This is a genomic window from Corynebacterium sp. HMSC074E01, assembly GCF_001808885.1.
Taxonomy (GTDB): Bacteria; Actinomycetota; Actinomycetes; order Mycobacteriales; family Mycobacteriaceae; genus Corynebacterium.
Window position 1 is genome coordinate 421,134 of the sequence record NZ_KV794847.1, and the last position, 24,740, is coordinate 445,873.

The 24,740-nt window shown below is 59.7% G+C and carries 23 protein-coding genes; 19 read left to right on the top strand and 4 right to left on the bottom strand.

Annotation, left to right across the window (positions count from 1 at the left end):
- Window positions 1-89 precede the first annotated feature (89 nt).
- Both HMPREF2537_RS08025 and HMPREF2537_RS08030 read left to right on the top strand, forming a co-directional pair.
- Entirely contained in the window at window positions 90-536 is a 447-nt protein-coding gene (locus tag HMPREF2537_RS08025; protein ID WP_070527492.1) for a universal stress protein, read from the top strand.
- 139 nt (window positions 537-675) lie between these two features.
- On the top strand, window positions 676-1,116 hold the full coding sequence (locus tag HMPREF2537_RS08030) for a universal stress protein (RefSeq protein ID WP_010190091.1): 441 nt from the start codon (window positions 676-678) through the stop codon (window positions 1,114-1,116).
- Between the two features lie 85 nt (window positions 1,117-1,201).
- Here HMPREF2537_RS08030 and HMPREF2537_RS08035 read toward each other — a convergent pair whose 3' ends face one another.
- From HMPREF2537_RS08035 to HMPREF2537_RS08050, 4 genes are all read right to left on the bottom strand, one after another.
- Window positions 1,202-2,215, bottom strand: a complete 1,014-nt coding sequence (locus HMPREF2537_RS08035) for an App1 family protein (RefSeq protein WP_070527624.1) — start codon at window positions 2,213-2,215, stop codon at window positions 1,202-1,204.
- A gap of 10 nt (window positions 2,216-2,225) precedes the next feature.
- Window positions 2,226-4,466: a HelD family protein gene (locus HMPREF2537_RS08040; protein ID WP_070527496.1), complete on the bottom strand. Its 2,241-nt coding sequence runs from the start codon at window positions 4,464-4,466 to the stop codon at window positions 2,226-2,228.
- A gap of 178 nt (window positions 4,467-4,644) precedes the next feature.
- Window positions 4,645-5,568, bottom strand: coding sequence for a DoxX family protein (locus HMPREF2537_RS08045; protein WP_070527498.1), 924 nt, complete (start codon window positions 5,566-5,568; stop codon window positions 4,645-4,647).
- Window positions 5,569-5,663: 95 nt separating this feature from the next.
- A complete protein-coding gene (locus HMPREF2537_RS08050; protein ID WP_070527501.1) occupies window positions 5,664-6,266 on the bottom strand; it encodes an MBL fold metallo-hydrolase in 603 nt (200 codons plus the stop codon).
- A 76-nt stretch (window positions 6,267-6,342) separates the two neighbouring features.
- Here HMPREF2537_RS08050 and uvrA point away from each other — a divergent pair, with 76 nt between their 5' ends.
- The 17 genes from uvrA (at window position 6,343) to HMPREF2537_RS08135 (ending at window position 24,735) form a co-directional block, all read left to right on the top strand.
- Complete coding sequence (uvrA, locus tag HMPREF2537_RS08055; RefSeq protein ID WP_070527504.1) at window positions 6,343-9,180, top strand: excinuclease ABC subunit UvrA; 2,838 nt, start codon at window positions 6,343-6,345, stop codon at window positions 9,178-9,180.
- A 146-nt stretch (window positions 9,181-9,326) separates the two neighbouring features.
- Window positions 9,327-10,142: a serine hydrolase gene (locus HMPREF2537_RS08060; protein ID WP_246818738.1), complete on the top strand. Its 816-nt coding sequence runs from the start codon at window positions 9,327-9,329 to the stop codon at window positions 10,140-10,142.
- Between the two features lie 201 nt (window positions 10,143-10,343).
- The gene (gene infC, locus HMPREF2537_RS08065; RefSeq protein ID WP_083298996.1) at window positions 10,344-10,913 is read left to right on the top strand and encodes a translation initiation factor IF-3; all 570 of its coding nucleotides are present in this window, start codon (window positions 10,344-10,346) and stop codon (window positions 10,911-10,913) included.
- Window positions 10,914-10,949: 36 nt separating this feature from the next.
- Window positions 10,950-11,144, top strand: a complete 195-nt coding sequence (gene rpmI, locus HMPREF2537_RS08070; protein WP_010190075.1) for a 50S ribosomal protein L35 — start codon at window positions 10,950-10,952, stop codon at window positions 11,142-11,144.
- Window positions 11,145-11,200: 56 nt separating this feature from the next.
- Window positions 11,201-11,584, top strand: coding sequence for a 50S ribosomal protein L20 (rplT, locus tag HMPREF2537_RS08075; protein ID WP_005323264.1), 384 nt, complete (start codon window positions 11,201-11,203; stop codon window positions 11,582-11,584).
- 212 nt (window positions 11,585-11,796) lie between these two features.
- Window positions 11,797-12,249, top strand: coding sequence for an NINE protein (locus HMPREF2537_RS08080; protein WP_070527512.1), 453 nt, complete (start codon window positions 11,797-11,799; stop codon window positions 12,247-12,249).
- Between the two features lie 120 nt (window positions 12,250-12,369).
- Complete coding sequence (locus tag HMPREF2537_RS08085; protein ID WP_070527627.1) at window positions 12,370-13,170, top strand: TrmH family RNA methyltransferase; 801 nt, start codon at window positions 12,370-12,372, stop codon at window positions 13,168-13,170.
- A 96-nt stretch (window positions 13,171-13,266) separates the two neighbouring features.
- Entirely contained in the window at window positions 13,267-14,313 is a 1,047-nt protein-coding gene (gene pheS, locus HMPREF2537_RS08090) for a phenylalanine--tRNA ligase subunit alpha (protein WP_070527515.1), read from the top strand.
- A 29-nt stretch (window positions 14,314-14,342) separates the two neighbouring features.
- Window positions 14,343-16,856: a phenylalanine--tRNA ligase subunit beta gene (pheT, locus tag HMPREF2537_RS08095; RefSeq protein WP_070527518.1), complete on the top strand. Its 2,514-nt coding sequence runs from the start codon at window positions 14,343-14,345 to the stop codon at window positions 16,854-16,856.
- Window positions 16,857-17,029: 173 nt separating this feature from the next.
- Entirely contained in the window at window positions 17,030-17,482 is a 453-nt protein-coding gene (locus HMPREF2537_RS08100; protein WP_070527520.1) for a hypothetical protein, read from the top strand.
- A gap of 144 nt (window positions 17,483-17,626) precedes the next feature.
- Window positions 17,627-18,670, top strand: a complete 1,044-nt coding sequence (gene argC / locus HMPREF2537_RS08105) for an N-acetyl-gamma-glutamyl-phosphate reductase (protein WP_070527522.1) — start codon at window positions 17,627-17,629, stop codon at window positions 18,668-18,670.
- Between the two features lie 83 nt (window positions 18,671-18,753).
- Window positions 18,754-19,911 (top strand): bifunctional glutamate N-acetyltransferase/amino-acid acetyltransferase ArgJ, encoded by a 1,158-nt coding sequence (gene argJ, locus HMPREF2537_RS08110; RefSeq protein WP_070527526.1) that lies wholly within the window; start codon window positions 18,754-18,756, stop codon window positions 19,909-19,911.
- Window positions 19,912-19,929: 18 nt separating this feature from the next.
- A complete protein-coding gene (gene argB, locus HMPREF2537_RS08115) occupies window positions 19,930-20,865 on the top strand; it encodes an acetylglutamate kinase (protein ID WP_070527529.1) in 936 nt (311 codons plus the stop codon).
- Window positions 20,862-22,040, top strand: a complete 1,179-nt coding sequence (locus HMPREF2537_RS08120) for an acetylornithine transaminase (protein WP_070527532.1) — start codon at window positions 20,862-20,864, stop codon at window positions 22,038-22,040. Before argB ends, HMPREF2537_RS08120 begins: the two co-directional genes overlap by 4 nt.
- A complete protein-coding gene (argF, locus tag HMPREF2537_RS08125; protein ID WP_070527535.1) occupies window positions 22,037-22,954 on the top strand; it encodes an ornithine carbamoyltransferase in 918 nt (305 codons plus the stop codon). Before HMPREF2537_RS08120 ends, argF begins: the two co-directional genes overlap by 4 nt.
- Window positions 22,955-22,958: 4 nt before the next feature.
- Window positions 22,959-23,444, top strand: coding sequence for an arginine repressor (locus HMPREF2537_RS08130; RefSeq protein ID WP_070527538.1), 486 nt, complete (start codon window positions 22,959-22,961; stop codon window positions 23,442-23,444).
- A 76-nt stretch (window positions 23,445-23,520) separates the two neighbouring features.
- Window positions 23,521-24,735, top strand: a complete 1,215-nt coding sequence (locus tag HMPREF2537_RS08135) for an argininosuccinate synthase (protein ID WP_010190050.1) — start codon at window positions 23,521-23,523, stop codon at window positions 24,733-24,735.
- The last annotated feature ends 5 nt before the right edge of the window (window positions 24,736-24,740 follow it).

The window sequence follows — 24,740 nt, forward strand, 5'->3', positions numbered from 1 at the left end:
TTGCCCACTCAATGTGCGGGTAAAACCCATCTCTGTGCAGAAGACCGTGTCATACTATTAAGGATTAATCGCTACTTATAAGGAGAATTATGCTGAGCTACAACGTGATCGCCGTCGGAACCGATGGCTCGCAGACTTCCATGCGCGCTGTCCAATCTGCCGCATCAATGGCGCGCGCCTATGACGCCACGCTGATTATCGTGTCCGCTTTCTACAACCACTCGGGTTCGATGCTCGGCGCCCCGAACTCAGAGGACGCACGAGTACCGGTGGTGAGCGAAGAGATGTCCGAAAGCTTCCTCAACAATGCCGCGGAGATTGCGCACGGTGAGGGTGCGAAGCGCATTGAAATCATTGCTAAGTCCGGTGATCCTGTGAATTCGCTCCTCGAGGTGGGCAAGGACTACGACGTGGATATGTTCGTCGTGGGCAACAAGGGAATTCACTCGGTGCGGGGTCGCGTCTTTGGCTCTGTAGCGACGGAGCTCACTCGTAAAGCCCACGCCGACGTCGTGGTGGTCAACACCACTGACTAGGACAGAACATGGCGCGCTGCGCCTCGTGCGCGCTGATCGACGTGAACGCGCCAGCGTTGTTAGACTAGCGGGTGCGCAAAAGCTTTAAAATTTTGTCAAGCGGTGGCCTCATGGTTGGGGCCAGCGAAGAAAGGTCATCATGAGCGATTACAACAAGATCGTGGTCGGCACCGACGGTTCCAAGTCCTCCCTGCTTGCAGTGGAGCGCGCCGCCAAGATCGCCGCAGCCTTCGATGCCACTCTCATCATCGGTTGCGCCTACTACGAGAACCAGGAGCAGGCTTCCAAGACTTTGCGCCAGGATTCTGTGACGATTCTCGGTGATGAGAAGGCCCAGGCCAACCTCGCCTCCGGCAAGGAGCACGCAGAGAAGTTCGGCGTGACGAAGGTGGAGACCGCTGTGCGCCCGGGCACCCCGGTTCAGGCCCTGATGTCCATTGTCAACGACAACAAGGCAGACCTGCTCATCGTGGGTAACCGTGGAATCAATTCCCTGACCGGCCGCCTGCTTGGTTCGGTTCCGGCGGATGTCGCACGTCAGTCTGATTGCGATGTCATGATTGTCCACACCGTCAACTAACGCTTCATTGCGTTCACGGCGCGCAGCGCTCAGAGACCTTCAAAGAAGAAGCCTCCTGGGCCGCTGCGCGCCTTTTCTTATCGTCCTAACTGGAAGGAAGCGTGCGGTAGGCACGGGCAAGGGCGTTACCGTCAGTGCCTTGAATGAGCGGAATATTGAAAGAAGACTGTTCGTTGACCTTCACCAAGGGAGCGAGCGAACCATGGGAGAGCAGCTGCTCCTGCGGGGTGAGGTTGCGTATGGCAACTGCGGCCACATGGTTGGGGTGCTCCGCTGCCGCGTCGGCATAGGTTAAGGGATCGTGCTGGCCATCATCACCGATGAGCAGCCAACGCAGTTTGCGGAAAGCGATGAACAGGTTTCGCAATTGGACGCGCTTGTGCTCGAGGCCATTGCGGAAGAGGCCGGTGGGTGTCGGCCCCCAATCCGTCAGCAGTAGCGGGCCGCGAGGGAACCCGTTTTCCGCCATGAAATTCACCAAAGTGTCATAGGTGTTCCACGCACCGGTGGAGAGGTAGATGAAGGGAGCCTCTGGGTGCTGTTGGGAGATCTCGCGGTAAAAGCTGGCCATGCCTTCTACGGGTTTGCGCGTATTGGTGCGCTTGACCCAGGAATTCCACGCCGCAATCATCGCGCGTGGTAGCCACGTCACCATGATGGTGTCATCGATATCGCTGACCACACCGAAGGTCGTGTCTTTGTCCACGATGAGGACCTCCGCGCTGGCCTCCGCGGCGCCCTTGGCACGGATGGTGACCCCGTGCCAACCGGGTTCTAGCCCGTGGTCATGGACTAGCACGTCGATATAGCCGTTGTCGTTCGTGGCGCCCGCTACCGTCTTCCCGCCAACAGTAACTTCGACCTCGTGGTGAGTGACTTGGATGGTGAAGAACTGGCGGTATCCGCGTTGAGCCCACGTATCGCGCTCTTCGGCGGCAGGGTCATGCATGAGAACCCGCCCCAGCACGTGGACGAATTCCTCATTGCCGTAGCCGGCATAGCCAGTAACACTGGGGCGCCAGCCCTTGCGTGCTGAGCGCTTGAGAGAATAAGCATTCGCGGTGGATTCGACTTTGCGGGCGATATCGGAAAGTGCCATGCGCACCAGATTAACGGAAAACCTCCGCGTAGCGGCCGGCGATGGTGAGGGATTGCGTCGCACGCGTCAGCGCCACGTAGAGATTGTGCAAGCCCTGCGGGGACGCTGCCACGATGTCATCCGGGTTGACTACGGTGACGTGGTCAAACTCCAGGCCTTTGATCTGCTCAACATTGGCCGCGGTGATCACAGCGCGTAGGCGCCCGTCAGCGTCCTGGATGGTTGCTGGCTGCAGGTCGCTCTCGCCGTCCTGCCAGATAACGTCCACACCGTCGCGCACCGCGATTCCTGGCGTGGCCTCCGGGTTAATGGATTGAAGGAGTTGGTTGGCCAGCTCCGTGATCGGGCGTGGGGTTCGGTAGTTAACGCTCAGGCCGTGCAATCGGAAGCGCTGGCCGACGAAAGGTTCGAGTGTCTCGCCCCAATCATCAACGCCGGCGGGGGCTCCAGTCTGGGAGGTATCGCCGACGAGCGTCATCCACCGGGAGGGGCTGCGACGGAAGATCATGCGCCACTCCATCGGGGTCAGCTCCTGGGCCTCATCGACGATGACGTGCCCGTAGGCCCACGTGTAGTCCTCGCGGGCACGTTGAGCGGTGGTGCGGGAATCCCGAACTTCGTGGCGTCGAGCGAGGTGCTCGGCATCGATGACGTCGTGGGCGGAGAGAATCTCCGCTTCGAACATGTCATCATCGTTGTCGGTGGAATCGGAGGAGCTCAGAATATCGAGGGCATCTTCTGCTTCAGCAACTTGCTCACGCCATTCCTTCTCCTCGGCAGCGCGTTCTGCCTCTGGGTCAGGCATACCGATGAGGACAGCGAGCTCGTCGAGAAGCGCAGCATCGGACGCCGCCCAAGCCCTGCCATCCTCGCGGTAGAGGGCACCTCGGGTTTCCTCATCGTAGGCGCTGGCCGCCGAATCGATGCGTTCGGTGCTGCTCAGTAGTTCGGCGAGTACCTCGGTAGGCGCGAGATGGGGCCAGAACTCGTCGATGAGTTCTGTGACCTGTGGTTCCTCGGCTAGATCATCGTGGAGCTGGTCCACGTCCGCGCGGGAGAGCAAGTTGGCGCCTCCCAGCGGATCAGAACCGATCCGTTCGGCCATCTGTTGGGCCAACGATTCAATGAGGTGTTCCGCAAACGCCGCTTGAGCATCGTTGTGCGGCTTGCGGGAGCGCCGTGCGCGGGTTCGTGCTGCCTTCACCATCTGGGGGTCCACGGTGAGCTCGAGCCGATCGATCTCCAGCGTGCGCGGATGCTCGGGCAAACGCTGGTGGTCCTTCACCGCGTTGCCGAGGATCTCCACCATGGCTTCGGAACCCTTAATCTCGCGGGCGAGTAGAGACTCAGCGTGCGTGGCCTCGATGCCGGGGAAAAGGGAAGAAATGGTGGAGAGCACAACGCCGGTCTCACCAAGTTCCGGGAGCACTCGGGAAATGTATTCCAGGAAGGTGGAATTGGGGCCCACGATGAGCACGCCCGTGGCGGCTAATTGTTCGCGGTAGGTGTAGAGCAAGTAGGCCACACGGTGCAGCGCTACCGCAGTCTTGCCGGTTCCTGGTCCGCCTTCAACTACCATGACACCGCGCGTGCTGTCACGGATGATTTCATCTTGCTCGCGCTGGATGGTCTCCACGATGGATGGCATATGGCCGGTTCGGGCGCGCTGCATGACGTGGTGGAGGGCGGATTCGCTAGCGACATCGCTGCTTTCTGCAGCGTTGTCTCCTTCGAGGATCTCGTCGCTGATACCGGTGACAGTGCGACCAGTAGTCCTGATGTGCCGGCGTACGTGAACCCCTTCAGGGTGTGCAGTGGTTGCCAAGTAGAAGGGCCGTGCCATCGGGGCACGCCAATCCAAAAGAAGCGTGCGGTAATCCTCCTCCCGGGCATCGAGTCCCATACGGCCGATATAGCGGCGGTCTAGGCCTTCTGGGGTGGGGTTATCGCCAGGTGCATCAATGTCGATGCGGCCGAAAACTAGACCGAGTTGGGCGATGTTAAGCCGATCTAATTTTGCTTGCAGGCCGTGGTATTCGGTTTCGCGGCGCACGAGCGCATCAGCATCTGGGGTATGAGGGTCGACGGCTGCTTGCACCTCGTTGAGGCGCACATTGGCGGCGTGGACCTCGTTGTCCAGACGCTCGAAGAGGCCATCGACATAGGCTTGCTCGCTAGCTATTTCCGCGCTCTGCTCGCTCGCGTGGGCGTCGACTTTCCCGGTGTGAGTCGCGAATGAAGATTCAGACACAAGGCTCCTTGGGTGCGTATGAAGACTTCTCGAGGACAGACGGGAAGTTAAAAGGAGATAAGGATGGGTGGACAGGAAAAAGAACAACGGCCCAGCATACTAGCTGAGCCGTTGATGTCTCCACCGCGGTCATTATCGCGGTGTGTTGCGGGGCTTTCCGCAGCGTAGGAGGGAGAGCTTAGAAGCGGTCTCCAAACTTCTTGAAAGCCTTATCCAGCTTCTTGGAAGCTTCCTTCTGCAGCTTTTCGGCGCGCTTGCGAGCCTTCTTCTGGGCACGCTTTCCATCGAGCGAATCCGCCTTGGCCAGTGCTTCGTCAGCGCGGTCCTGTGCCTTGCCGGCTGCCTTTACCAGACCCTTGCGGGCGGTTTCGGTGTTGTCACGTGCAGCGTCGAGCCAATCATCCTTGTTGTCTTCAAAGAACTCACGAGCGGTTTCAGCCTTGTCCTCGACGAAGGAGCGCGCGGAGTCGATGAAGTCCCGGCCAGCGGACTCCCAATCATCACGGTTGTCCTCGACGTATTCCTTGGTGGTTTCGAACCAGTCATTGGCCTTGGTGGTCACATCAGAAGAAATCTCGTTGGCGCGGTTGGAGAAGTCTTCTGCGAACTTCTGCTGCTCGGACTTACCCGGCAGAGCCTGCTGGATCTTCTTGTTGGCACGCTCCGAGGCCTTGGCAGCACGCCAACGCACGGAGGGCTTGCCCTCAGTGTCCTGCGTAACAATGGCCAAGGCGCCAAGCAGGGCGGTGTTGGTGATGAAGCTGTTGCGCTGTGCTTCCTTGTCCTTCTTGGAATCGGCGGTCCAGAAAGCATTGCCCACCAGGTTAGGGACGTGGGTCAGCGCGAGCACTGCAGCCGAGGTACGCGGGGCCTTGCCCAGCGCCAAAGTGGTACCTGCAGCGGTCTTTGCACCGCCGAGTGCGCGGGTAACCAGCTCTGGGTCATTCGGGATGTAGCCTGCGTATTCGCGGGGCAGCACCTTGCGTAGGCGCTTGAGCACGGACTCGGTGTCCGCGACGTGCTCCGAGGTGTTGCGGAGCGTATCCACACCATCCCAAACAAACACGGAGGCCAGCATAGGACGGGCAAATTTACGAATCATAACGTGCTCCATTCAATAGATCTGTAAAGACGTTCGTCACACCATAGTACGCGGGTTAAACAATTGCCGCTGTCAGCGCAGCAGTTAATACGCAGTTACCAACGGCGCTTCCACCACGCATCTATGTGCGGGCGCTCCGCGCCAAGCGTCGTGGGTGCGCCGTGCCCGGGGCGGACGATCGCTTCGTCCGGGTAGACATCGAAGAGCCGACGGGTGACATCCTTGTACAGGCGCACGAAGTCACCTTCCGAGGTGGTCTTGCCCACGCCGCCGGGGAAGAGGGAATCACCGACGAAGAGGTTGGTAACGCCATCAATCTCTGCGGCAATGGCCGCACCTCCGGGGGTGTGTCCGCGCAGGATAATGACGGGCAGATCGTGGCCGGCGAAAGAAAGCGTATCGCCATGCTCCAATTCGACGTCGACGGGGGCGGGTAAGGCAGGCGAGTCCAAGAAAGAGGAGTAGTGCACGGCGCCGGTTTTATTCAGGACCTCTTTGAGCGCGCGCACGTGGTCCCAGTGGCGGTGCGTGGTGAGCACTGCGGTGATTTTAACGCCGTGCTCGGCGGCCAAAGCAAGCAGTGCCGGGGCGTCAGCGGAAGCGTCGATAATCAGCGCCTCGTCACCAGCACACAACAGGTAGCAGTTGTTGTCCATTTCAGAAACGGAAATTTTATGAAGCTTCAGGGCGTTGTTCATAAGTCCAACCATACGGGTAGATTCTGAGTGAGAACTCTCTGAACACACATTCTTTTGTGTAGGAAGGCAGCAACTAGTGGCTGATCGTTTGGTCGTACGAGGTGCGCGTGAGCACAACCTCAAGGGCGTGGATATCGACATTCCACGCGATAACCTGGTGGTGTTTACCGGTCTATCAGGCTCCGGCAAGTCCTCACTCGCCTTTGACACCATCTTCGCCGAGGGCCAGCGGCGCTACGTGGAGTCCTTAAGCTCTTATGCGCGTATGTTCCTTGGCCAAATGGATAAGCCGGACGTCGAATTCATCGACGGTCTATCCCCGGCGGTGTCGATTGACCAAAAATCCACCAACCACAACCCGCGTTCCACCGTGGGAACCATCACAGAAATCTATGACTACCTGCGTTTGCTCTTTTCCCGCGCGGGTACTGCGCACTGTCCTGAGTGCGATGCCGTCATTGAGCGCCAAACCCCGCAGCAGATCGTGGATGAGGTCTTAAGCCACGAGGAGAAGCTGAAGTTCCAGGTCCTTGCCCCTGTGGTGCGCCGCCGTAAGGGCGAGTTCGTTGACCTCTTCGCAGACCTCGCGGCGCAGGGCTACTCCCGTGTTCGGGTGGATGGTGAGCTTTATCAGCTCAGCGATCCGCCGAAGCTGAAGAAGCAGATCAAACACGACATCGATGTCGTCGTGGACCGCCTGCAGGTGAAGGCTTCCCAGAAGCAGCGGCTGACGGATTCGGTGGAGACGGCACTGCGCTTGGCAGACGGCCTCGTCACCCTGGATTTCGTTGACCACGAAGAGCTCACGCACACCTACTCGGAAAAAGCTGCCTGCCCCAACGGCCATACGCTGACCATTGAGGAATACGAGCCCCGCGCGTTCTCGTTCAACGCGCCTTTCGGTTCCTGCCCGGTGTGCGATGGCTTGGGCACGCGCCTTGAGGTGGATGTGGATCTGTTGATCCCGGATCCGGATGCCCCGGCTGTGGAGGCCATCCAACCTTGGACGTCGAGCCCCAATGCGCGGTACTTTGTCAAACTAGTTGAAGGCCTAGCGAAAGCCCTGGACTTTGATCCGCGCACCCCGGTGTCCGAGCTGAGCAAGGAGCAGCGCCACGCGCTGATTTATGGCACGGATGTGGAAGTCAGCGTGCGCTATAAGAACCGCTATGGCCGCCAACGCAACTGGTCCGCACCGTTCGAGGGCGCCATCGGCTTCTTGGAGCGCAAACTCGATCAGGCGGATTCCGAATCACAAAAGGACCGTCTGCTTCAGTACACCCGCCGCGTACATTGTAACGCTTGCGGCGGTACTCGGCTGAAGCCGGAAATCTTGGCGGTGCGCTTGGCCTCCACCGCGCATGGCGAGCAGTCCATCGCTGGCTTGACGGCGCTGTCCATCGAGGAGGCAGCGGAGTTCCTCGACTCGCTCGTGCTGGGCCACCGCGAGGAGATCATCGCCGGTGCCGTGCTCAAAGAAATCCAGGCTCGCCTGCGCTTTCTTCTCGACGTCGGCCTGAACTACCTCACCCTCGACCGTGGCGCCTCCACGTTGTCCGGCGGTGAAGCACAGCGCATTCGCCTTGCCACCCAGATTGGTTCTGGTCTGGCGGGAGTCTTGTATGTCCTGGATGAGCCCTCCATCGGTCTGCACCAGCGCGATAACCAACGCCTTATCGCCACGTTGAAGCGCTTGCGCGATATCGGAAACACCCTCATCGTGGTGGAGCACGATGAGGACACCATCCGGGAGGCAGACTGGCTTGTCGACGTTGGCCCGCGCGCCGGCGAATTCGGCGGAACTGTGGTTTACCAGGGCGAACCCGCCGGTATTGAAGCCGTGGAGGAGTCCCTGACAGGGCAGTACCTGTCAGGTAAGAAGAAGCTCACGGTCCCGGATACTCGCCGCGAGATTGACCCCGAGCGCATGCTCAAGGTGGTCGGCGCGCGCGAGAATAACCTCAAGGGTATTGACGTCGAGATTCCACTGGGCGTCCTCGTCTGCGTCACTGGTGTGTCTGGCTCAGGAAAGTCCACGGTGGTCAACCAGATCTTGGCCAAGACCTTGGCGAATAAACTCAACCGTGCACGCCAGGTGCCCGGTCGCGCCAAGCGCGTTGAAGGCGTGGAGCACCTAGACAAGCTGGTGCAGGTGGACCAGAGCCCCATCGGCCGCACCCCGCGCTCGAATCCGGCAACCTACACAGGGGTCTTCGACAAGATTCGTAATCTTTTCGCGGAAACCCAGGAGGCGAAAGTCCGCGGCTACAAGCCAGGCCGGTTCTCCTTCAACGTTAAGGGCGGACGCTGTGAGGCCTGCCAAGGCGACGGCACCATCAAGATTGAGATGAACTTCCTGCCCGATGTTTACGTGCCGTGCGAGGTTTGTGATGGTGCTCGTTATAACCGCGAGACCCTCGAGGTCCTCTATAAGGGCAAGAACATCGCCGAGGTTCTCGATATGCCGATTTCGGAGGCAGCCGAGTTCTTCGAACCCATCACCTCTATTCATCGCTACCTCAACACCTTGGTGGAGGTAGGCCTGGGATATGTCCGCTTAGGGCAGGCCGCCACGACGCTTTCTGGTGGTGAGGCGCAGCGCGTGAAGCTGGCATCCGAGCTTCAGAAGCGCACGAATGGGCGCACGGTCTACATTTTGGATGAGCCGACGACCGGTTTGCACTTTGAGGACATCCGCAAACTTATGCTCGTCATCCAGGGGCTGGTGGACAAGGGCAATTCGGTCATCATCATTGAGCACAACTTAGACGTCATCAAGGCCGCCGACTGGATCGTAGATATGGGGCCAGAAGGTGGTTCCGGTGGCGGCACTGTCGTGGCCCAAGGCACGCCGGAGGACGTGGCGCAAGTAGAAGGCTCCTATACGGGAGGGTTCCTCAAGGAGATGGTGTAATGGTGGGGCTGAAGCGTGCGAACGCGGCTGCGTTAGTCTTCGGCTTCGCTGTGGTCGCAACGGCGACTGGCTGCTCTGAACCCGGACAAAGTCGAGATCAGCCAGCAGCTGAAGCGTCTCGAACAGACGATGCACAAAATTTCGATGTGTCATCGGAACTGCGAGCGGTCATCGCTGACGTAGAAAGCGAGTTTGACGTCCGTGCCGGTGTGTCCGTGGCGGATCAAGAGGAGACGTTCAACGCAGGGCTCAAGGGTGATGAACCCGCATGGTCGACCGTGAAGGTTCCCATCGCCATCGCTGCTCTGCGTGATGGAGCCAGTCCCGAGCTCGTGGACCTCGCGATTAAAGAATCTGATAATGACGCAGCCTACGCACTGTGGTCCCACGTCCAATGGACTGAAGGGGATGCCGGCAGCGCAGTGAAAGCCCTATTGAAGGAGTATGACACAACCGGCGAATTTGCCGAGCCCTTTGGCTATTCCACGTGGGTGCTCGAAGAACAAGCTAAGTTCGGCGCGCACTTGCCGTGCATACCAGAAGCTGAGCAGGTGTATGAAGCGATGGATGACATCGTGGAGTGGCAAGACAATGGGCTTGATAAGCTGCCGGACACCCGCGCCAAAGGCGGATGGGGATTATCTGAAACTGATAACGGATATACCCACCGTCAAATTGGAGTTCGAGAAACTGCAGGCGGCGGGACTGCGGAAAATGGCGCCGTGGGTCTGGCCATTGAGGTGACCATGCCAGGGGAATACGCAGAAGAAGCGATACCCGCCCTCGACACGCTAGCTGCCGGAGTGGACCGAGTGGTTTCTGAGGCGCTGGAAGCCGGGGCGCTAACGCCACAGGTAGGCTGCGCGCAACCCAGTGCGCCATCTGCGGTGAAAGGGACGTCCTCAAGCACTGCGAGAGAGGTATCGGCAACCACCTCGGCACGCCGATTTGGTTCGCGATGATCGCGGTGATAAAGTAGTGCCCACTACCGCCCGTAGCGCCTCCTCCAGGAGGTACTTGGGCCGCAAGCGGAGTTTCTCCCACCCGATGCCGCGCAGGATGAATTATCCGGCGCAGGATAAAGGTTAAGAGTAGGCGCCATTTATTGGCGCGTGCTTGAGAAGAAACTCCCGGATGCCTACGGCACCGGGATTTATTCGTTTGTGGTCACGGTAGGCACACTACTAGCCCCACAATCGAGGAGAACCACAATCAGCGCTGAAGCTCGCATTAATGAGCGCATCCGAGTACCCGAGGTCCGTCTTGTTGGCCCCGGTGGTGAACAGGTGGGCATTGTCCGCACGGACGATGCTCGCAAGCTCGCATACGAAGCAGACCTTGACTTGGTCGAGGTTGCCCCGAACGCGAAGCCGCCCGTAGCCAAGATCATGGATTACGGCAAGTTTAAGTACGAGCAGGCCCAGAAGGCCCGCGAGTCCCGTAAGAATCAGCAGCAAACCGTGGTGAAGGAACAGAAGTTCCGTCCGAAGATTGATGATCACGATTACGAGACCAAAAAGGGCAACGTGGTGCGCTTCCTGGAGAAGGGCTCCAAGGTAAAGGTAACCATCATGTTCCGTGGTCGCGAGCAGTCGCGTCCGGAGCTCGGTTTCCGGCTGCTGGAGCGTTTGGCCGACGACGTCGCAGAGGTTGGCGTCGTGGAGTCACGCCCCAAGCAGGATGGTCGCAATATGACCATGGTTCTTGGGCCCGTCCGCAAAGGCAAGAAGTAGACCACGCTCCACTTAGGATTTAAGGATTTAATTCTCATGAAGCAGAAGACTCACAAGGGCACCGCCAAGCGCATCAAGGTGACCGGCTCCGGCAAGCTGCGTCGCGAGCAGGCTAACCGCCGCCACCTCCTGGAGGGCAAGCCTTCCAAGCGCACCCGTCGCCTGAAGGGCACCGAGGACGTTGCCAAGGCAGACACCAAGCGCGTCAAGCGCCTTCTCGGCCGCGCATAGTCAGCGCCGAAACACTCCATTTCCACACACCACAATCAAGATAAGGAAGTATTACTGTGGCACGAGTAAAGCGCTCAGTTAACGCCAAGAAGAAGCGTCGCGCGATTCTGAAGTCCGCTAAGGGCTACCGCGGCCAGCGCTCCCGCCTCTACCGCAAGGCCAAGGAGCAGTGGCTGCACTCCATGACTTACGCTTACCGCGACCGTCGCGCCCGTAAGTCTGAGTTCCGCAAGCTGTGGATCCAGCGCATCAACGCTGCTGCTCGTATGAACGACATCACCTACAACCGCCTCATCCACGGCCTGCGCCTGGCTGAGATCGAGGTTGACCGCAAGATCCTGGCTGAGCTTGCCGTTAATGACTTCGAGGCTTTCTCCGCACTGTGCGAGGCCGCCAAGGCTGCACTGCCGGAGGACGTTAACGCTCCGAAGGCTGCTTAAGCTTTCACTAGCCTGCTCACGCCCACCGCTTTCTACTTCAAGAAAGGGTGGGCGTTTGGCGTTCCAAGCTTCAATTGGGGCACAGCACAGCCAATGGGGAATAGGCCCCAGTGGGGTGAAGAAAAAGGGGACATAGCGTGTGCTTTGTGTTACCTTAATCAAGTTCCCACGTTCTCTTCCTGTGTGTGCAGGCTTAAAAAGGAGTCTTTCTCATGACGAACCCCAACGGCGGTTTCCAGCAGAACAACCCGAATGCTTCTGGCAATAACCCTCAGTACTCCAATCCGTTCGACTCCAACGGAAACCAGTACCAGGGCGGCAACTACGGACAGAATCTGCCGGCTCAGCAGGGCGGGTACCAAGGGCAGGGCCAGTACTACTCTCAGCAGGCCCCGGTCAACGCACCGCAGAAGTCCTGGCTGGCAGCGTTGCTCCTTGCATTTTTCCTTGGCGGGTTTGGCGCTCACAACTTCTATATTGGTCGCACAGGACGCGCCATCGGCCAGCTATCGCTCTGCGTCTTTAGTGTTTTGACGTCCTGGCTCGGTATCGGAGCTATCTCGGCGGGTATCCTCTGGATCTGGGTGATTATCGAGTTCATCATGATCATCGCCGGTGCAGGCGGTTATGACCGAGACTCCAATGGCATCCCGCTGAAGAAGTAGTCTTTAGCAATACTCGTGTGGCCCACCGCCTCCTACAGTTTGGAAAGCGGTGGGCTTGCTGCATTGTGGTGTACCCACTCGATCGGCGACCTCGCAGGCGGCCTCGGTAGGGTGGAGGCCATGAAACTGGACTTTGAGAATGCCTTCACCGAGCGCACGCCGCGGATAGTCAATGCCGCCAAATTGCATCGCGCCGCTAGCCGTCGGAAGGCAGAGCGCTTCCTTATTGAGGGTGAGAATGCTGTCGATGCAGCGGTGTCGACAGGCTCGGCCACGGATGTTTTCGTAACGGAGAAGGCCGCCGAACGCTTTGCACATATCGTGCAAACCTGCGGCTACATGGACGTCTATGTCCATCCCATCACCGACAAGGCAGCAAAGCACCTCTCCGATACGGCGACGAGCACAGGCCTTTTTGCAGTGTGCCGTCCTGTCCTGTGGAGTGCAGGTAAAATCCTGGCGGGCAAGCCGCGTTTGGTCTCAGTCCCAGTGCTTACTTCCGAGCCGGGAAATGCAGGTACCTTGATCAGGACTTCGGATGCCATGGGCGCCGATGGCGTCATCTTCGCGGGCGAGACGGTCGATCCATTGGGCTGTAAAGTCGCGCGCGCATCAGCAGGCTCACTCTTCCATATACCCGTGGCGCGTGATCCCAATATCAAAGATGTTTTGGGTAAGTTACGGTCCTCCGGTATGCAGGTGCTGGCAACGGCCGCTGACGGTGAAGTAGATCTGGCTGAAGCCGATCTTTCCCAGCCCACCGCATGGCTGTTTGGAAACGAAGCTCATGGACTAGGGGAGCTGTTGGATGAAGCCGACATGCGCGTGCGCATTCCAATTTTGGGCCGTGCAGAGTCGTTGAACCTTGCCACGGCAGCCAGCATCTGCTTGTACGAATCTGCCAAGCAGCAGAACCGCTAGTCTTTCCTTGGGCTGGGGCTGGTGGCCACAGAAGTCGGGGAGCACGGTAAGATAGCTCGCGTTAGTTTTTGTGCGAGAAGAAGGTAATCAAGGCACGTGTCCGACACACCTCAGATCGAATTGACCGAAGAGGCCCTCGAGGCCGCCGCGCAGAAGGCCATTGCCGCCTTCGAGGCTGCATCCGACCTCGACGAGCTCACTTCCGCCCGCCGTGAGCATCTTGGTGACGGCGGCTATATCCCGCAGGCCCGCCAGTCGCTGGGGCAGCTGCCAAAGGATCAGCGCAAGGACGCCGGTCGTGCGGTGAACATGGCGCGAGGCAAGGTGGAGAAGACCTTTGCCCAGGTCCGGGAAACGCTCGAGCAGGAGGCTCGCGCCGCTCAGCTCAAGGCGGAGAAAGTCGACGTCACCGTCCCAACTACCCGGGCGCAGACCGGTGCCCTGCACCCAATTACTGCGCTGTCGGAGCGTATTGCCGACATCTTCGTGGGCATGGGCTGGGAAATCGCCGATGGCCCAGAGGTCGAGGCTGAGTACTTTAACTTCGATGCTCTGAACTTCAAGCCCGACCATCCGGCACGTACGTTGCAGGACACCTTCCACGTGGGTAAGGAGGGCTCCAAGCAGGTTCTCCGTACACACACGTCGCCGGTGCAGGTACGTACGATGCTTGAGCGTGATGTACCGCTCTACATCGCCTGCCCAGGCCGAGTTTTCCGTACCGACGAGCTCGACGCGACTCATACGCCGGTCTTCCACCAGGTGGAAGGCCTTGCCGTGGATAAAGGACTGACCATGGCCCACCTGCGCGGCACTCTGGAGCACTTGGCCAAAGTTCTCTTCGGCCCAGAGACCACTACTCGCATGCGTGTGAACTACTTCCCGTTCACTGAGCCTTCTGCCGAGGTCGATGTGTGGTTCCCGAACAAGAAGGGTGGTGCCGGCTGGATCGAGTGGGGTGGCTGTGGCATGGTCAACCCCAACGTTTTGCGTGCGGTTGGCATCGATCCGGAGGAGTACACCGGCTTCGCCTTCGGCATGGGCCTCGAGCGCACCCTGCAGTTCCGCAATGGTCTCACCGACATGCGCGACATGGTGGAAGGCGATGTCCGCTTTACCTTGCCATTCGGCGTGCAGGCATAGGAACCCAGAGAAAGGATAGAAAGAAAACAATGCTTATTTCCCAAGACTGGGTTACCCGCCTCCTTGGCACCGCAAACTCTGGCTGGAACGTATCCGCCGAAGAGCTAGACTCCGGTTTTGTCCGCGTCGGCTTCGAAACCGAGGGCTATGAAGCTCTTCCGGAGACCACGGGGCCGCTGGTTATTGGCCAGGTCGTTGAGATTGAAGAGCTCACCCAGTTCAAGAAGCCAATCCGTTACTGCCAGGTGAGTGTTGGCCAAGCCAACGGCACCGGCGAGCTACAGGGCATTATCTGCGGCGCTCGTAACTTCCGCCTCAATGACTATGTCGTGGTTTCCCTGCCGGGTGCTGAGCTGCCGGGAGGCTTCAAGATTGCTGCCCGTGAGACCTATGACCACATCTCCAACGGCATGATGTGCTCCGCGGCTGAGTTGGGCTTTGGTCCGAAGGCCGATGGCATCATTGTTCTGGGAGAGGAAGTCGCCGACAAGATCGGTGAAGACGCTCGCCCCATTATTGGCCTCTCCGATACGGTTTTCGACGTCAACATCACCCCAGACCGTGGCTATGCTTTGTCGGCCCGTGGCCTGACACGTGAGATTGCCTCCGCCTTTGACGTGGCTTTCGCAGACGTGGCTCAGGATCCGAGCGTTGCCGGTATCGATATGTCCGATGTACCGGCGCCGAAGGGCGAGCTGATCGCCGTCGATCTGCGCGAAGAAACCAAGGCACAGCGCTTTGGTCTACGCAAGGTTAGCGGCATTGATCCCGCTGCCCGCACGCCCTTCTGGATGGCGCGCGAGCTCATGCTCTCTGGCCAACGCAGCGTCAATCTGGCGACCGACGTCACCAACTACGTCATGCTGCTCCTCGGTGCACCGATGCACGCCTTCGACGCAAACGTCGTGAGCGGCGACCTCGTGGTGCGCAACGCTAGCGAGGGAGAGACGTTTGAGACCCTCGACCATGTCAAGCGTGAGCTTTCGGCGGGTGACGTGGTCATCTGCGATGACAACGGAATTCAGTCCCTGGCGGGTGTCATGGGTGGCACGACTTCCGAAATCTCCGAGACGACCACTGACGTGTACCTCGAATCCGCCATTTGGGATCCGATTACCGTGGCTCGCACGTCGCGCCGCCACAAGCTGTCCTCGGAAGCCTCCCGCCGTTTCGAGCGTGGCGTCGACCCGGCCATCGTGGAGGTTGCTCTCGACGTTGCGTGTGCGCTGCTCCAGCAGATCGCGGGCGGCACCATTGAGGAGGGCCGGACGCTCGTGGGGGACGTCGCCAAGCGCGAGCCCATCACGCTGCGCGCAGCCAAGCCGAGCGAGTATGCCGGCGTTGGGTACTCCCGCGAGACCGTGGTAAAGCGCCTTACTGAGGTGGGCTGCGAGGTCTCTGGCGAAGAAGAGCTTTCCGTCGTCCCCGCGTCTTGGCGCACCGACATCGAAATGGATGTGGATCTCATCGAGGAGATTCTGCGTCTGGAGGGGCTCGAGGATATTCCGACCATTCTTCCTACCCCGGTAGGAGGTCGTGGCCTTACTCCGGCACAGAAGCGTCGCCGTGCAATCGGACACGGCTTGGCTTATGCGGGCTACGCCGAGGTTCTGCCTTCGCCGTTCATTGCCAACGACACCTTCGACACCTGGGGTTTGGATAAGGAAGACCCGCGCCGCCGCACTGTTGCCGTGCAGAATCCTCTCGAAGCGGATAAGGCCGTTCTGTCCACGACGTTGCTTCCGAATCTCCTGGAAGCAATCGCCCGCAACGTGGCTCGTGGCCGAAGTGACCTCGCCCTCTTCGGTCTCCAGCAGGTGGCAATCAAGCGCGCCGATGCGTCTCCGATGCCTTCGGTGGAGTCGCGCCCGGAGGATTCCGTCGTGACCGAGCTCGTGGAGTCGCTGCCGCTACAGCCGTTGCATGTGGCCACGGTCGCTACCGGCAACATTGAGCACGAGGGCCCGTGGGGCTCCGGTCGTGCTTATAGCTACGCAGATGCCATTGAATCCGCGCGCCAGGTCGCCCGCGCTGCTGGTGTTGACATCACTGTCAAGGCAGCCGAGCAGCTCCCGTGGCATCCGGGCCGCTGTGCCGCTTTGGTCCTCGCTGCAGACGAGGAGACCGTCGTGGGCTATGCCGGCGAGCTGCATCCGCAAGTACTCGAGGCACTCGAGCTTCCAGCCCGCACGTGCGCCATGGAGCTCGATGTCACCGCACTGCCGTTGCACGAGAAGTTCCCAGCACCAGTCCTCTCCTCCTTCCCAGCCCTGCACCAGGACATCGCGCTGGTGGTGGATGAGGATACCCCGGCGGAGGCAGTCCGCCGAGTGGTTGAGGAAGGCGCCGGCGAGCTCTTGGAATCCGTGGAGCTTTTCGATGTCTTCCGCGGTGAGCAGCTCGGTGAAGGCAAGAAGTCCCTTGCCTTCCAGCTCTTGTTCCGCGCGGATGACCGCACGCTGACTGATGAAGAGGCTAACGAGCACCGACTCGCTGCTGCAGACCTAGCCAAGCAGCGTCTTGGCGCAGAGATGCGCGCTTAGCGTTCACTGGCACCTTCGGTTCCTTAACCCGGCTCACGCACCCCGTGAACCGGGTTTTCTCATACCGCAACGAGCGAAGGGATGGGGATAGATCCCCTAGCACTGGATGCAGTGTGGCTTGGCTCATAACCTCAAAGGGGCAGCGTTTCCACACCGAAAGGATTGTTCACACCATGCGTTTGATTTCACGTCTTACAGCTACCGCCGCCGTCGTCGGCGTACTGACCATCGCCCCACATGCCTCTGCAGACTTGTCCCAGGGTTTCTCTAATGCTGATGGCACCGTCAACTGCGAGGCAGCGAATATTGAAGGAACTTACATCGCCTGCTTGTCGAATGGCGCTCGCGCCACTAGTCCAGAATGCAACCCACCGGGTCAGTTGGCCCCACGCTTCTTTTACCACACAGGCCGCTCCAAGGCTGATTGCTTCAACCAGGGGCTAACGCCTTCCAGCTTCAAGCGCCTGCAGCCCGGCCAAGTTCACCAATTCAATGAGGTCACCGCCATCGCGGACGCCCAGGGTGGCATCCACTTCGTTGGCCCACAGGGGTACCTGGGCTACGCAGGAAAGAAGGCCGTATCAGGAGCCGAAGGGCTCGGGCAGGTCTCATCCCGCGTCATGTAGGTTTCGCTCCTATCTCTATTGCAAGGCTCGGATTTCGCAGGACACTGCGGAGATCCGGGCCTTATTCTCGGTGGAATGAAGAAAAGTGCTTCCAATTTAAGTGAATAACATACGGCGGGCTGCATTATTTGCTACTGTGGCTGCATGACTATTTCAGTAGCTATCGCCGGAGCCACGGGATATGCAGGAAGCGAAATTCTGCGTCTCTTGCTGTCGCACCCAGCGTACCTTGCGGGTGATCTGCTCATCGGCGCGCTGACGGGGCACTCCAATGCTGGTCAGCGAGTCTCCGAACTCATGCCGCACCTGCCGCAGTTAGCAGATCGCGTCATCGAGGACACCACTCCGGAAGTCTTAGCGGGCCATGACATCGTTTTCCTCGGTTTGCCGCATGGGCATTCCGCGGAGATTGGCCGCCAGTTGGGGGAGTCCGTCACCGTCATTGATTGCGCCGCCGATTTCCGCCTCCGCAACAAGGAAGATTGGGATGCATTCTATGGCGGGGAGTACGCCGGTGCATGGCCTTATGGAATTCCTGAAGTTCCCGGCAACCGGGACAAGCTTAAAGGCAGCAACCGTGTGGCCGTCCCCGGGTGTTTCCCCACCGCGATTACTCTCGGCGCTCTGCCCGCCGTGGCGAAAGGGCTGATTGAACCGGACCTGTCCGTTATCGCGATTACCGGTGTTTCCGGAGCGGGAAAGAAGGCCTCCGTGGCCCAGCTCGGCGCGGAGACGATGGGCAATCTCAAGGCTTATAAGCCGGGTGGGACCCATCGACACACTCCGGAAGTCCTGCAGAACTTACAGCCCTTTACCCAGGATTCGGTTTCGGTGAGCTTTACTCCGGTGCTCGCGCCGTTGCCGCGTGGCATCTTGGCGACGATTACGGCGCCTCTGAAGGGGGACGTCGACAAGCACAGCGTTGCTCAAGCCTTCCGCGACTTCTATGCGGAAGAGCCGTTCTGCCTGGTTCTGCCGGAAGCTCAGCAGCCGGAAACGCAGAACGTAGTGGGTACCAACATGGTCCACATCCAGGCGCACGTGGACGAGCGTGCTCAGCGCCTGGTGATAACCGCGGCCCTAGACAACCTGTGCAAGGGCACCGCCGGTGCAGCTGTCCAGTGCATGAACCTGACTTTGGGCTGGGAGGAAACCTTGGGTCTGCCGCAAGCGGCCGTCGCACCTTAATCACTCGAAATACTCGCGCGCGTTCCCCGCGCTATCCAATTCCCCGGGGACTTCCGTTCTGTTAAGACAAGGAGAACATAAAGATGATCACCGCACCCGCCGGCTTCCTGGCAGCGGCCACGAGGGCTGGGATTAAGCCCTCGGGAAAGCCAGATATGGCACTCGTGGTTAACCAAGGGCCGAATTTCGACGCCGCTGCGGTCTTCACCCGCAACCGCGTAGTGGCCGCACCCGTGAAGCTTTCCCGCGAAGCAGTAGCCGATGGCACACTCCAAGCAGTTATTTATAACTCCGGCAACGCTAATGCCTGCAACGGCGAGCAGGGGGACAAGGACGCCGCGGCGATGGTTGCCGCTGTCTCCGAGCATACGGGTATTCCTGTAGCTAACATTGCTGCCTGCTCGACGGGTCTTATCGGAGAGCTGCTTCCCATGGAGAAGGCATTGGCCGGTATCGAAGCGGTTGCCGGGGATCTCGGTTCTGATGAATCGCACGGTCAGGCCGCCGCGGAGGCAATCATGACCACCGATACCGTGGTCAAAGAATCGCTCTTTAAGGCCGAGGGTTGGAGCATAGGCGCCATGGGCAAGGGTGTGGGCATGATGGCTCCCTCTCTGGCCACCATGTTGGTATGCGTGACGACGGATGCCGTGGCCTCCCCACAAGCCTTGCGTTCGGCGCTGCAGACCGCTAGTGATCAGACCTTCAACACGCTTGACGTTGACGGCTCGACCTCCACCAATGACACGGTCATCATCCTGTCCTCTGGTGCTTCCGGTGTAGAGCCTAGCCAGGAAGAGCTGGATGCTGCTGTTCTGGCGGTGTGTTCCGATATCGCGGATCAGCTCCAGGCAGATGCCGAGGGGGTGACCAAGCGCGTGAAGATCACGGTCGAAGGAACCTCCACCGATGAACAGGCGCTGAACGCCGCGCGCACCTTGGGGCGCGACAACCTTTTCAAGTGTGCGATGTTCGGCTCGGATCCCAACTGGGGCCGCGTGCTCGCCGCAGTGGGCATGGCGGATGCTGATATGGATCCGGAGAATATTTCCGTGTTCTTCAATGACCAGGCCGTGTGCGTTAAGTCCACCGGTGCGCCCGGCGCGCGCGATGTCGACCTTTCTGGCGCCGACATTGACGTGCGCGTGGACCTCGGAACCGGAGGAAGCGGTACTGCCTTTGTGCGTACCACCGACTTGTCCCACGACTATGTGGAGATCAACTCCGCGTATAGCTCTTAGTTCTCACAGGGAGGAAGAATGCTTCCGGGATTAAGCAATGCTGACCGCGCCACGGTGCTCGCGGAAGCTTTGCCATGGCTGCAGCACTACCGCGACAAGATCGTCGTCGTCAAGTACGGCGGGAACGCGATGGTGGATGACTCGCTCAAGGCCGCCTTTGCCGCCGACATGGTTTTCCTGCGCACCGTAGGCGCTAAGCCTGTGGTTGTGCATGGTGGCGGCCCGCAGATCAATGAGATGCTGGGCAAGCTCGGCATTGAGGGAGAATTCAAGGGCGGCTTCCGCGTCACCACCCCGGAAATCATGGACGTGGTCCGCATGGTTCTTTTCGGCCAGGTGGGGCGCGGTCTGGTGAACCTCATCAACTCCCACGGTCCCTACGCCGTGGGAACATCCGGTGAGGACGCGGGTCTGTTTAAGGCCCGCAAGCGGCTTGTCGACGTCGACGGCGAGCCCACCGATATCGGCATGGTGGGAGACATCGTCAGCGTCGATCCCTCCGCCGTCATGGACATCATCGAGGCTGGGCGCATTCCGGTGGTCTCGACCATCGCTCCCGGAAATGACGGCGAGGTCTACAACATCAACGCGGATATCGCCGCCGGTGCATTGGCACGAGCACTGGGTGCTGAGCGCCTTGTCATCCTCACCAATGTGGAGGGCCTGTACACCGACTGGCCCAATCGCGATTCACTGGTGTCGAAAATTGAGGTCGACAAACTCAAAGCCCTGCTCCCAGGCCTGGATTCGGGCATGATTCCGAAGATGGAGTCCTGCCTCATGGCCGTCGAGGGTGATGTGAGCGCCGCCCACGTCATCGACGGGCGTATCGCCCACGCCGTGCTATTGGAGCTGCTCACTACGGGCGGCATCGGCACGATGGTGCTGCCCAATGATTACAACCGTGAGGACTACCCAGAAGGAACGGTCTTCAGGAAGGACGATAACAAGTGACTGCGCAGACCACATTGACGCAACGGTGGGGAGAGGTGTTAAGCAACACCTATGGCACCCCACCCGTGGCCATCGTTTCCGGCAAGGGAGCCACGGTGACTGATGAAGACGGTAAAGAATACATCGATATGCTCGCCGGCATTGCGGTGAACTCGCTGGGCTATGCCCACCCGGCCATCGTAGAAGCGGTAAGCACTCAGGTGGCGACCGTGGGGCATGTCTCCAATCTCTTCGCCAGCAAACCCGTCGTCGAGGCTGCCGGAAAGCTGCTGGAGAAGGTGGGGGACAGCGACGCCCGTGTCTTCTTCTCCAACTCCGGGGCCGAAGCCAATGAGGCTGCCTTTAAGCTGGCTCGCCTGACGGGGCGCCGCCGCATTCTCGCCGCACATCATGGTTTCCATGGCCGGACGATGGGCTCTCTCGCCATGACGGGGCAGCCTGCAAAGCGCAAGGCCTTTGAACCTTTCCCGGGCGGGGTGGAGTTCTACACCTACGGCGACATTGAATACTTGACCACCTTGGTGGAACAGAACCCGGAGGATACTGCCGCCATCATCTTGGAGCCCATTCAGGGGGAGACCGGTGTGATTCCGGCGCCCGATGGATTCTTGAGCGCAGTGCGCGAGCTGTGCACCACACACGGGATCCTCATGATCGTCGATGAAGTGCAAACGGGTGTGGGGCGCACCGGCGATTTCTTTGCCTTCCAACATGAGGACGTCTTTCCGGATGTCATCACCATGGCCAAGGGCTTGGGCGCGGGCATGCCGATTGGCGCCACCATTGCTCGTGGTCAGGCCAAAGGCCTTTTCACTCCGGGTTCGCACGGTACGACCTTCGGCGGCAATCCCGTCTCCTGTGCGGCGGCAGCGACGGTGCTGGAGCTTGTCGACGACCCCTTCCTCGCCGACGTTAGCCGCAAGGGCGAGTGGCTACGCGCCGAGCTGGCTAAATCTCCGGCTGTGCAGTCTGTCCGGGGCCGAGGGCTTATGCTAGGAGTTGTATTAAATAAGTCGGTGGCTAAGGACGTTGTGGCTGCGGGCCTGCAACACGGTCTTATTCTCAACGCCCCAAGCGGCGAGGTCGTGCGCTTGACCCCGCCGCTAGTGATTACCGATGAAGAACTCGCGCAGGCTGTGGAGCGCCTGCATAAGGTACTGGAGGATATTGGATGAGCGTGCGCCATTTCTTGGCCGATGATGACCTCACACCGCAGGAGCAAGCGGAGGTTCTTGATCTTGCGCTGAGGTTGAAGAAGGATCCTTTTGCCGAGCGTCCTTTGGAGGGCCCGAAGTCAGTCGCGGTTCTTTTTGATAAGACGTCGACGCGCACGCGCTTCTCCTTCGAGGCAGGAATCGCTCACCTAGGCGGCAACGCCATCGTTACGGAGACTAAGTCCACGCAAATGGGGAAGGGCGAGACATACCAAGACACCGCAGCCGTGCTCTCCCGTTTCGTCGAGGCTATCGTTTGGCGCACCTATGCGCACCAGAATTTGTTGGAGATGGCTGAAACCGCGACGGTACCCATCGTCAACGCCCTGTCCGACGACCTACACCCCTGCCAGATCCTGGCAGATTTGGTGACCTGCCGCGAGAATTTCGGTGACCTAGCTGGCCGCAAGGCCGTTTACTTGGGTGATGGCAACAACAATATGGCTAACTCTTATATGTTGGGCTTTGCCACCGCGGGCATGGAGATGACGATCATTGCGCCGGAAGGTTTCCAGCCGCAGCCGGAGTTTGTGGAACGTGCCCGCAAGCGCGGCACGGTGACTGTGACTGATTCTCTCGACGCCGTCGACGGCGCCGACGTTGTTATCACTGACACGTGGGTTTCCATGGGGCAGGAAGATGACGGCAAGGACCGTCGCACCCCGTTCCTGCCTTACCAGGTCACCCCAGAGGTCATGTCCCGTGCCAAGGATGAGGCAATCTTCCTGCACTGCTTGCCGGCCTACCGCGGTAGCGAAGTGACCGCTGAGGTGATTGACGGACCACAATCTCGTGTCTTCGACGAGGCGGAAAACCGCCTCCATGCTCAGAAGGCGCTGCTCGTGTGGCTTCTTGCAGCTCAGGAGGAGAACTAAGCGAATGACGACGACCCCAACGACGCGCAATGCCCGCCAAGCAAAGATCTTGGAGATTCTTGACCGCACACGGGTCACGAGCCAAGTCCAGCTCTCCGAGCTCTTGCTCGATGAGGGAATCGACATCACGCAAGCCACCTTGTCGCGTGACCTCGATGAGCTGGGCGCCAAGAAAGTAAAACGCGATGGTGGCCGGTCCTTCTACGTGGTGGGCGGCGAGTTGGAGCAATTCGAAGACCAGCTCAACGGTCCGCGCGAGAAGCTGCGTCGCATGCTCGAAGAACTCGTGGTCTCCCACGATTTCTCCGGCAATATCGCGATGCTCCGCACGCCCGCGGGCGCTGCCCAGTACCTAGCTTCCTTCATTGATCGTGTGGGCCTGCCAGATGTGGTGGGGTGTATTGCGGGCGATGACACCATCTTTGTCCTAGCACGTGAAGGACTCGGAGGCCGTGAGCTTGCAGAAAAGCTCACCAGCCGCAGCATTTAACATTTATACGTAAGTCTGTATAATATAAATAAGTTCAATTTTTAGCACCTGTCTGTCTTAAAAGGAGCAAACTACTATGACTGCACGCGTTGTGCTTGCCTACTCTGGCGGTCTGGATACTTCCGTCGCCATTCCCTACCTGGCCAAGATGACCGGCGGCGAGGTTATCGCCGTGTCCCTTGACCTTGGTCAGGGCGGCGAGGATATGGAATCTGTGCGCCAGCGTGCTCTCGACTGCGGTGCTGTCGAGTCCATCGTTGTCGACGCAAAGGATGAGTTCGCAGAAGAGTACTGCTTGCCCACCATCAAGGCGAACGGCATGTACATGAAGCAGTACCCGCTGGTGTCTGCTATCTCGCGCCCGCTCATCGTCAAGCACCTCGTGGAGGCCGCTCAGGCCCACGGTGGTACCCATGTTTCTCACGGCTGCACCGGCAAGGGTAACGACCAGGTGCGTTTCGAGGTCTCCTTCCGTGCATTGGATCCGGCGCTGGAAATCATTGCGCCGGCGCGTGACTATGCCTGGACCCGTGATAAGGCGATTGCCTTCGCTGAGGAAATCAACCTTCCGATCGAGCAGTCCGCTGCGTCCCCGTTCTCGATTGATCAGAACGTGTGGGGCCGTGCGGTCGAGACCGGCTTCCTCGAAGACCTGTGGAACCCGCCGACAAAGGATCTCTACGCCTACACCGAGCAGCCAGACCTGGGCAATGCCCCGGACGAGGTGACCATCACCTTCGATAAGGGCGTGCCCACTGCCATCGACGGCAAGCCGGTTACCGTCCTGCAGGCTATCGAGGAGCTCAACCGCCGCGCCGGCGCCCAGGGCATTGGCCGCCTCGACATGGTGGAAGACCGCCTGGTGGGCATCAAGTCCCGCGAGGTCTACGAGGCCCCGGGCGCCATGGTTCTCATCAAGGCCCACGAGGCATTGGAAGATGTCACCGTGGAGCGTGAGCTGGCCCGCTACAAGCGCCTTACCGACGCCCGCTGGTCCGAAGAGGTCTACGACGGCCTCTGGTTCTCGCCGCTGAAGCGCTCCCTGGATGCCTTCACCGAGTCCACCCAGGAGAACGTCACCGGCGATATCCGCATGGTTCTGCATGCCGGCACCGCCACCGTCAATGGCCGTCGCTCTGGCCAGTCGCTGTACTCCTTCGACCTGGCCACCTATGACACCGGTGATACCTTCGATCAGACTGCGGCCAAGGGCTTTGTCCAGCTGCACGGTCTGTCGACGCAGATCTCTAACCAGCGTGACCGCGACGGCGGTTTCCCCACCGGCAAGTAAACCAG

Coding starts and splice junctions, on each gene's coding strand:
- HMPREF2537_RS08085 (WP_070527627.1), top strand. CDS start 12,370: ATGAAACTGGACTTTGAGAATGCCTTCACCGAGCGCACGCCGCGGATA.
- HMPREF2537_RS08135 (WP_010190050.1), top strand. CDS start 23,521: ATGACTGCACGCGTTGTGCTTGCCTACTCTGGCGGTCTGGATACTTCC.
- HMPREF2537_RS08080 (WP_070527512.1), top strand. CDS start 11,797: ATGACGAACCCCAACGGCGGTTTCCAGCAGAACAACCCGAATGCTTCT.
- HMPREF2537_RS08130 (WP_070527538.1), top strand. CDS start 22,959: ATGACGACGACCCCAACGACGCGCAATGCCCGCCAAGCAAAGATCTTG.
- argJ (WP_070527526.1), top strand. CDS start 18,754: ATGATCACCGCACCCGCCGGCTTCCTGGCAGCGGCCACGAGGGCTGGG.
- argC (WP_070527522.1), top strand. CDS start 17,627: ATGACTATTTCAGTAGCTATCGCCGGAGCCACGGGATATGCAGGAAGC.
- HMPREF2537_RS08100 (WP_070527520.1), top strand. CDS start 17,030: ATGCGTTTGATTTCACGTCTTACAGCTACCGCCGCCGTCGTCGGCGTA.
- argB (WP_070527529.1), top strand. CDS start 19,930: ATGCTTCCGGGATTAAGCAATGCTGACCGCGCCACGGTGCTCGCGGAA.
- HMPREF2537_RS08035 (WP_070527624.1), bottom strand. CDS start 2,215: ATGGCACTTTCCGATATCGCCCGCAAAGTCGAATCCACCGCGAATGCT.
- argF (WP_070527535.1), top strand. CDS start 22,037: ATGAGCGTGCGCCATTTCTTGGCCGATGATGACCTCACACCGCAGGAG.
- HMPREF2537_RS08045 (WP_070527498.1), bottom strand. CDS start 5,568: ATGATTCGTAAATTTGCCCGTCCTATGCTGGCCTCCGTGTTTGTTTGG.
- HMPREF2537_RS08025 (WP_070527492.1), top strand. CDS start 90: ATGCTGAGCTACAACGTGATCGCCGTCGGAACCGATGGCTCGCAGACT.
- pheT (WP_070527518.1), top strand. CDS start 14,343: ATGCTTATTTCCCAAGACTGGGTTACCCGCCTCCTTGGCACCGCAAAC.
- HMPREF2537_RS08030 (WP_010190091.1), top strand. CDS start 676: ATGAGCGATTACAACAAGATCGTGGTCGGCACCGACGGTTCCAAGTCC.
- rpmI (WP_010190075.1), top strand. CDS start 10,950: ATGAAGCAGAAGACTCACAAGGGCACCGCCAAGCGCATCAAGGTGACC.
- HMPREF2537_RS08050 (WP_070527501.1), bottom strand. CDS start 6,266: ATGAACAACGCCCTGAAGCTTCATAAAATTTCCGTTTCTGAAATGGAC.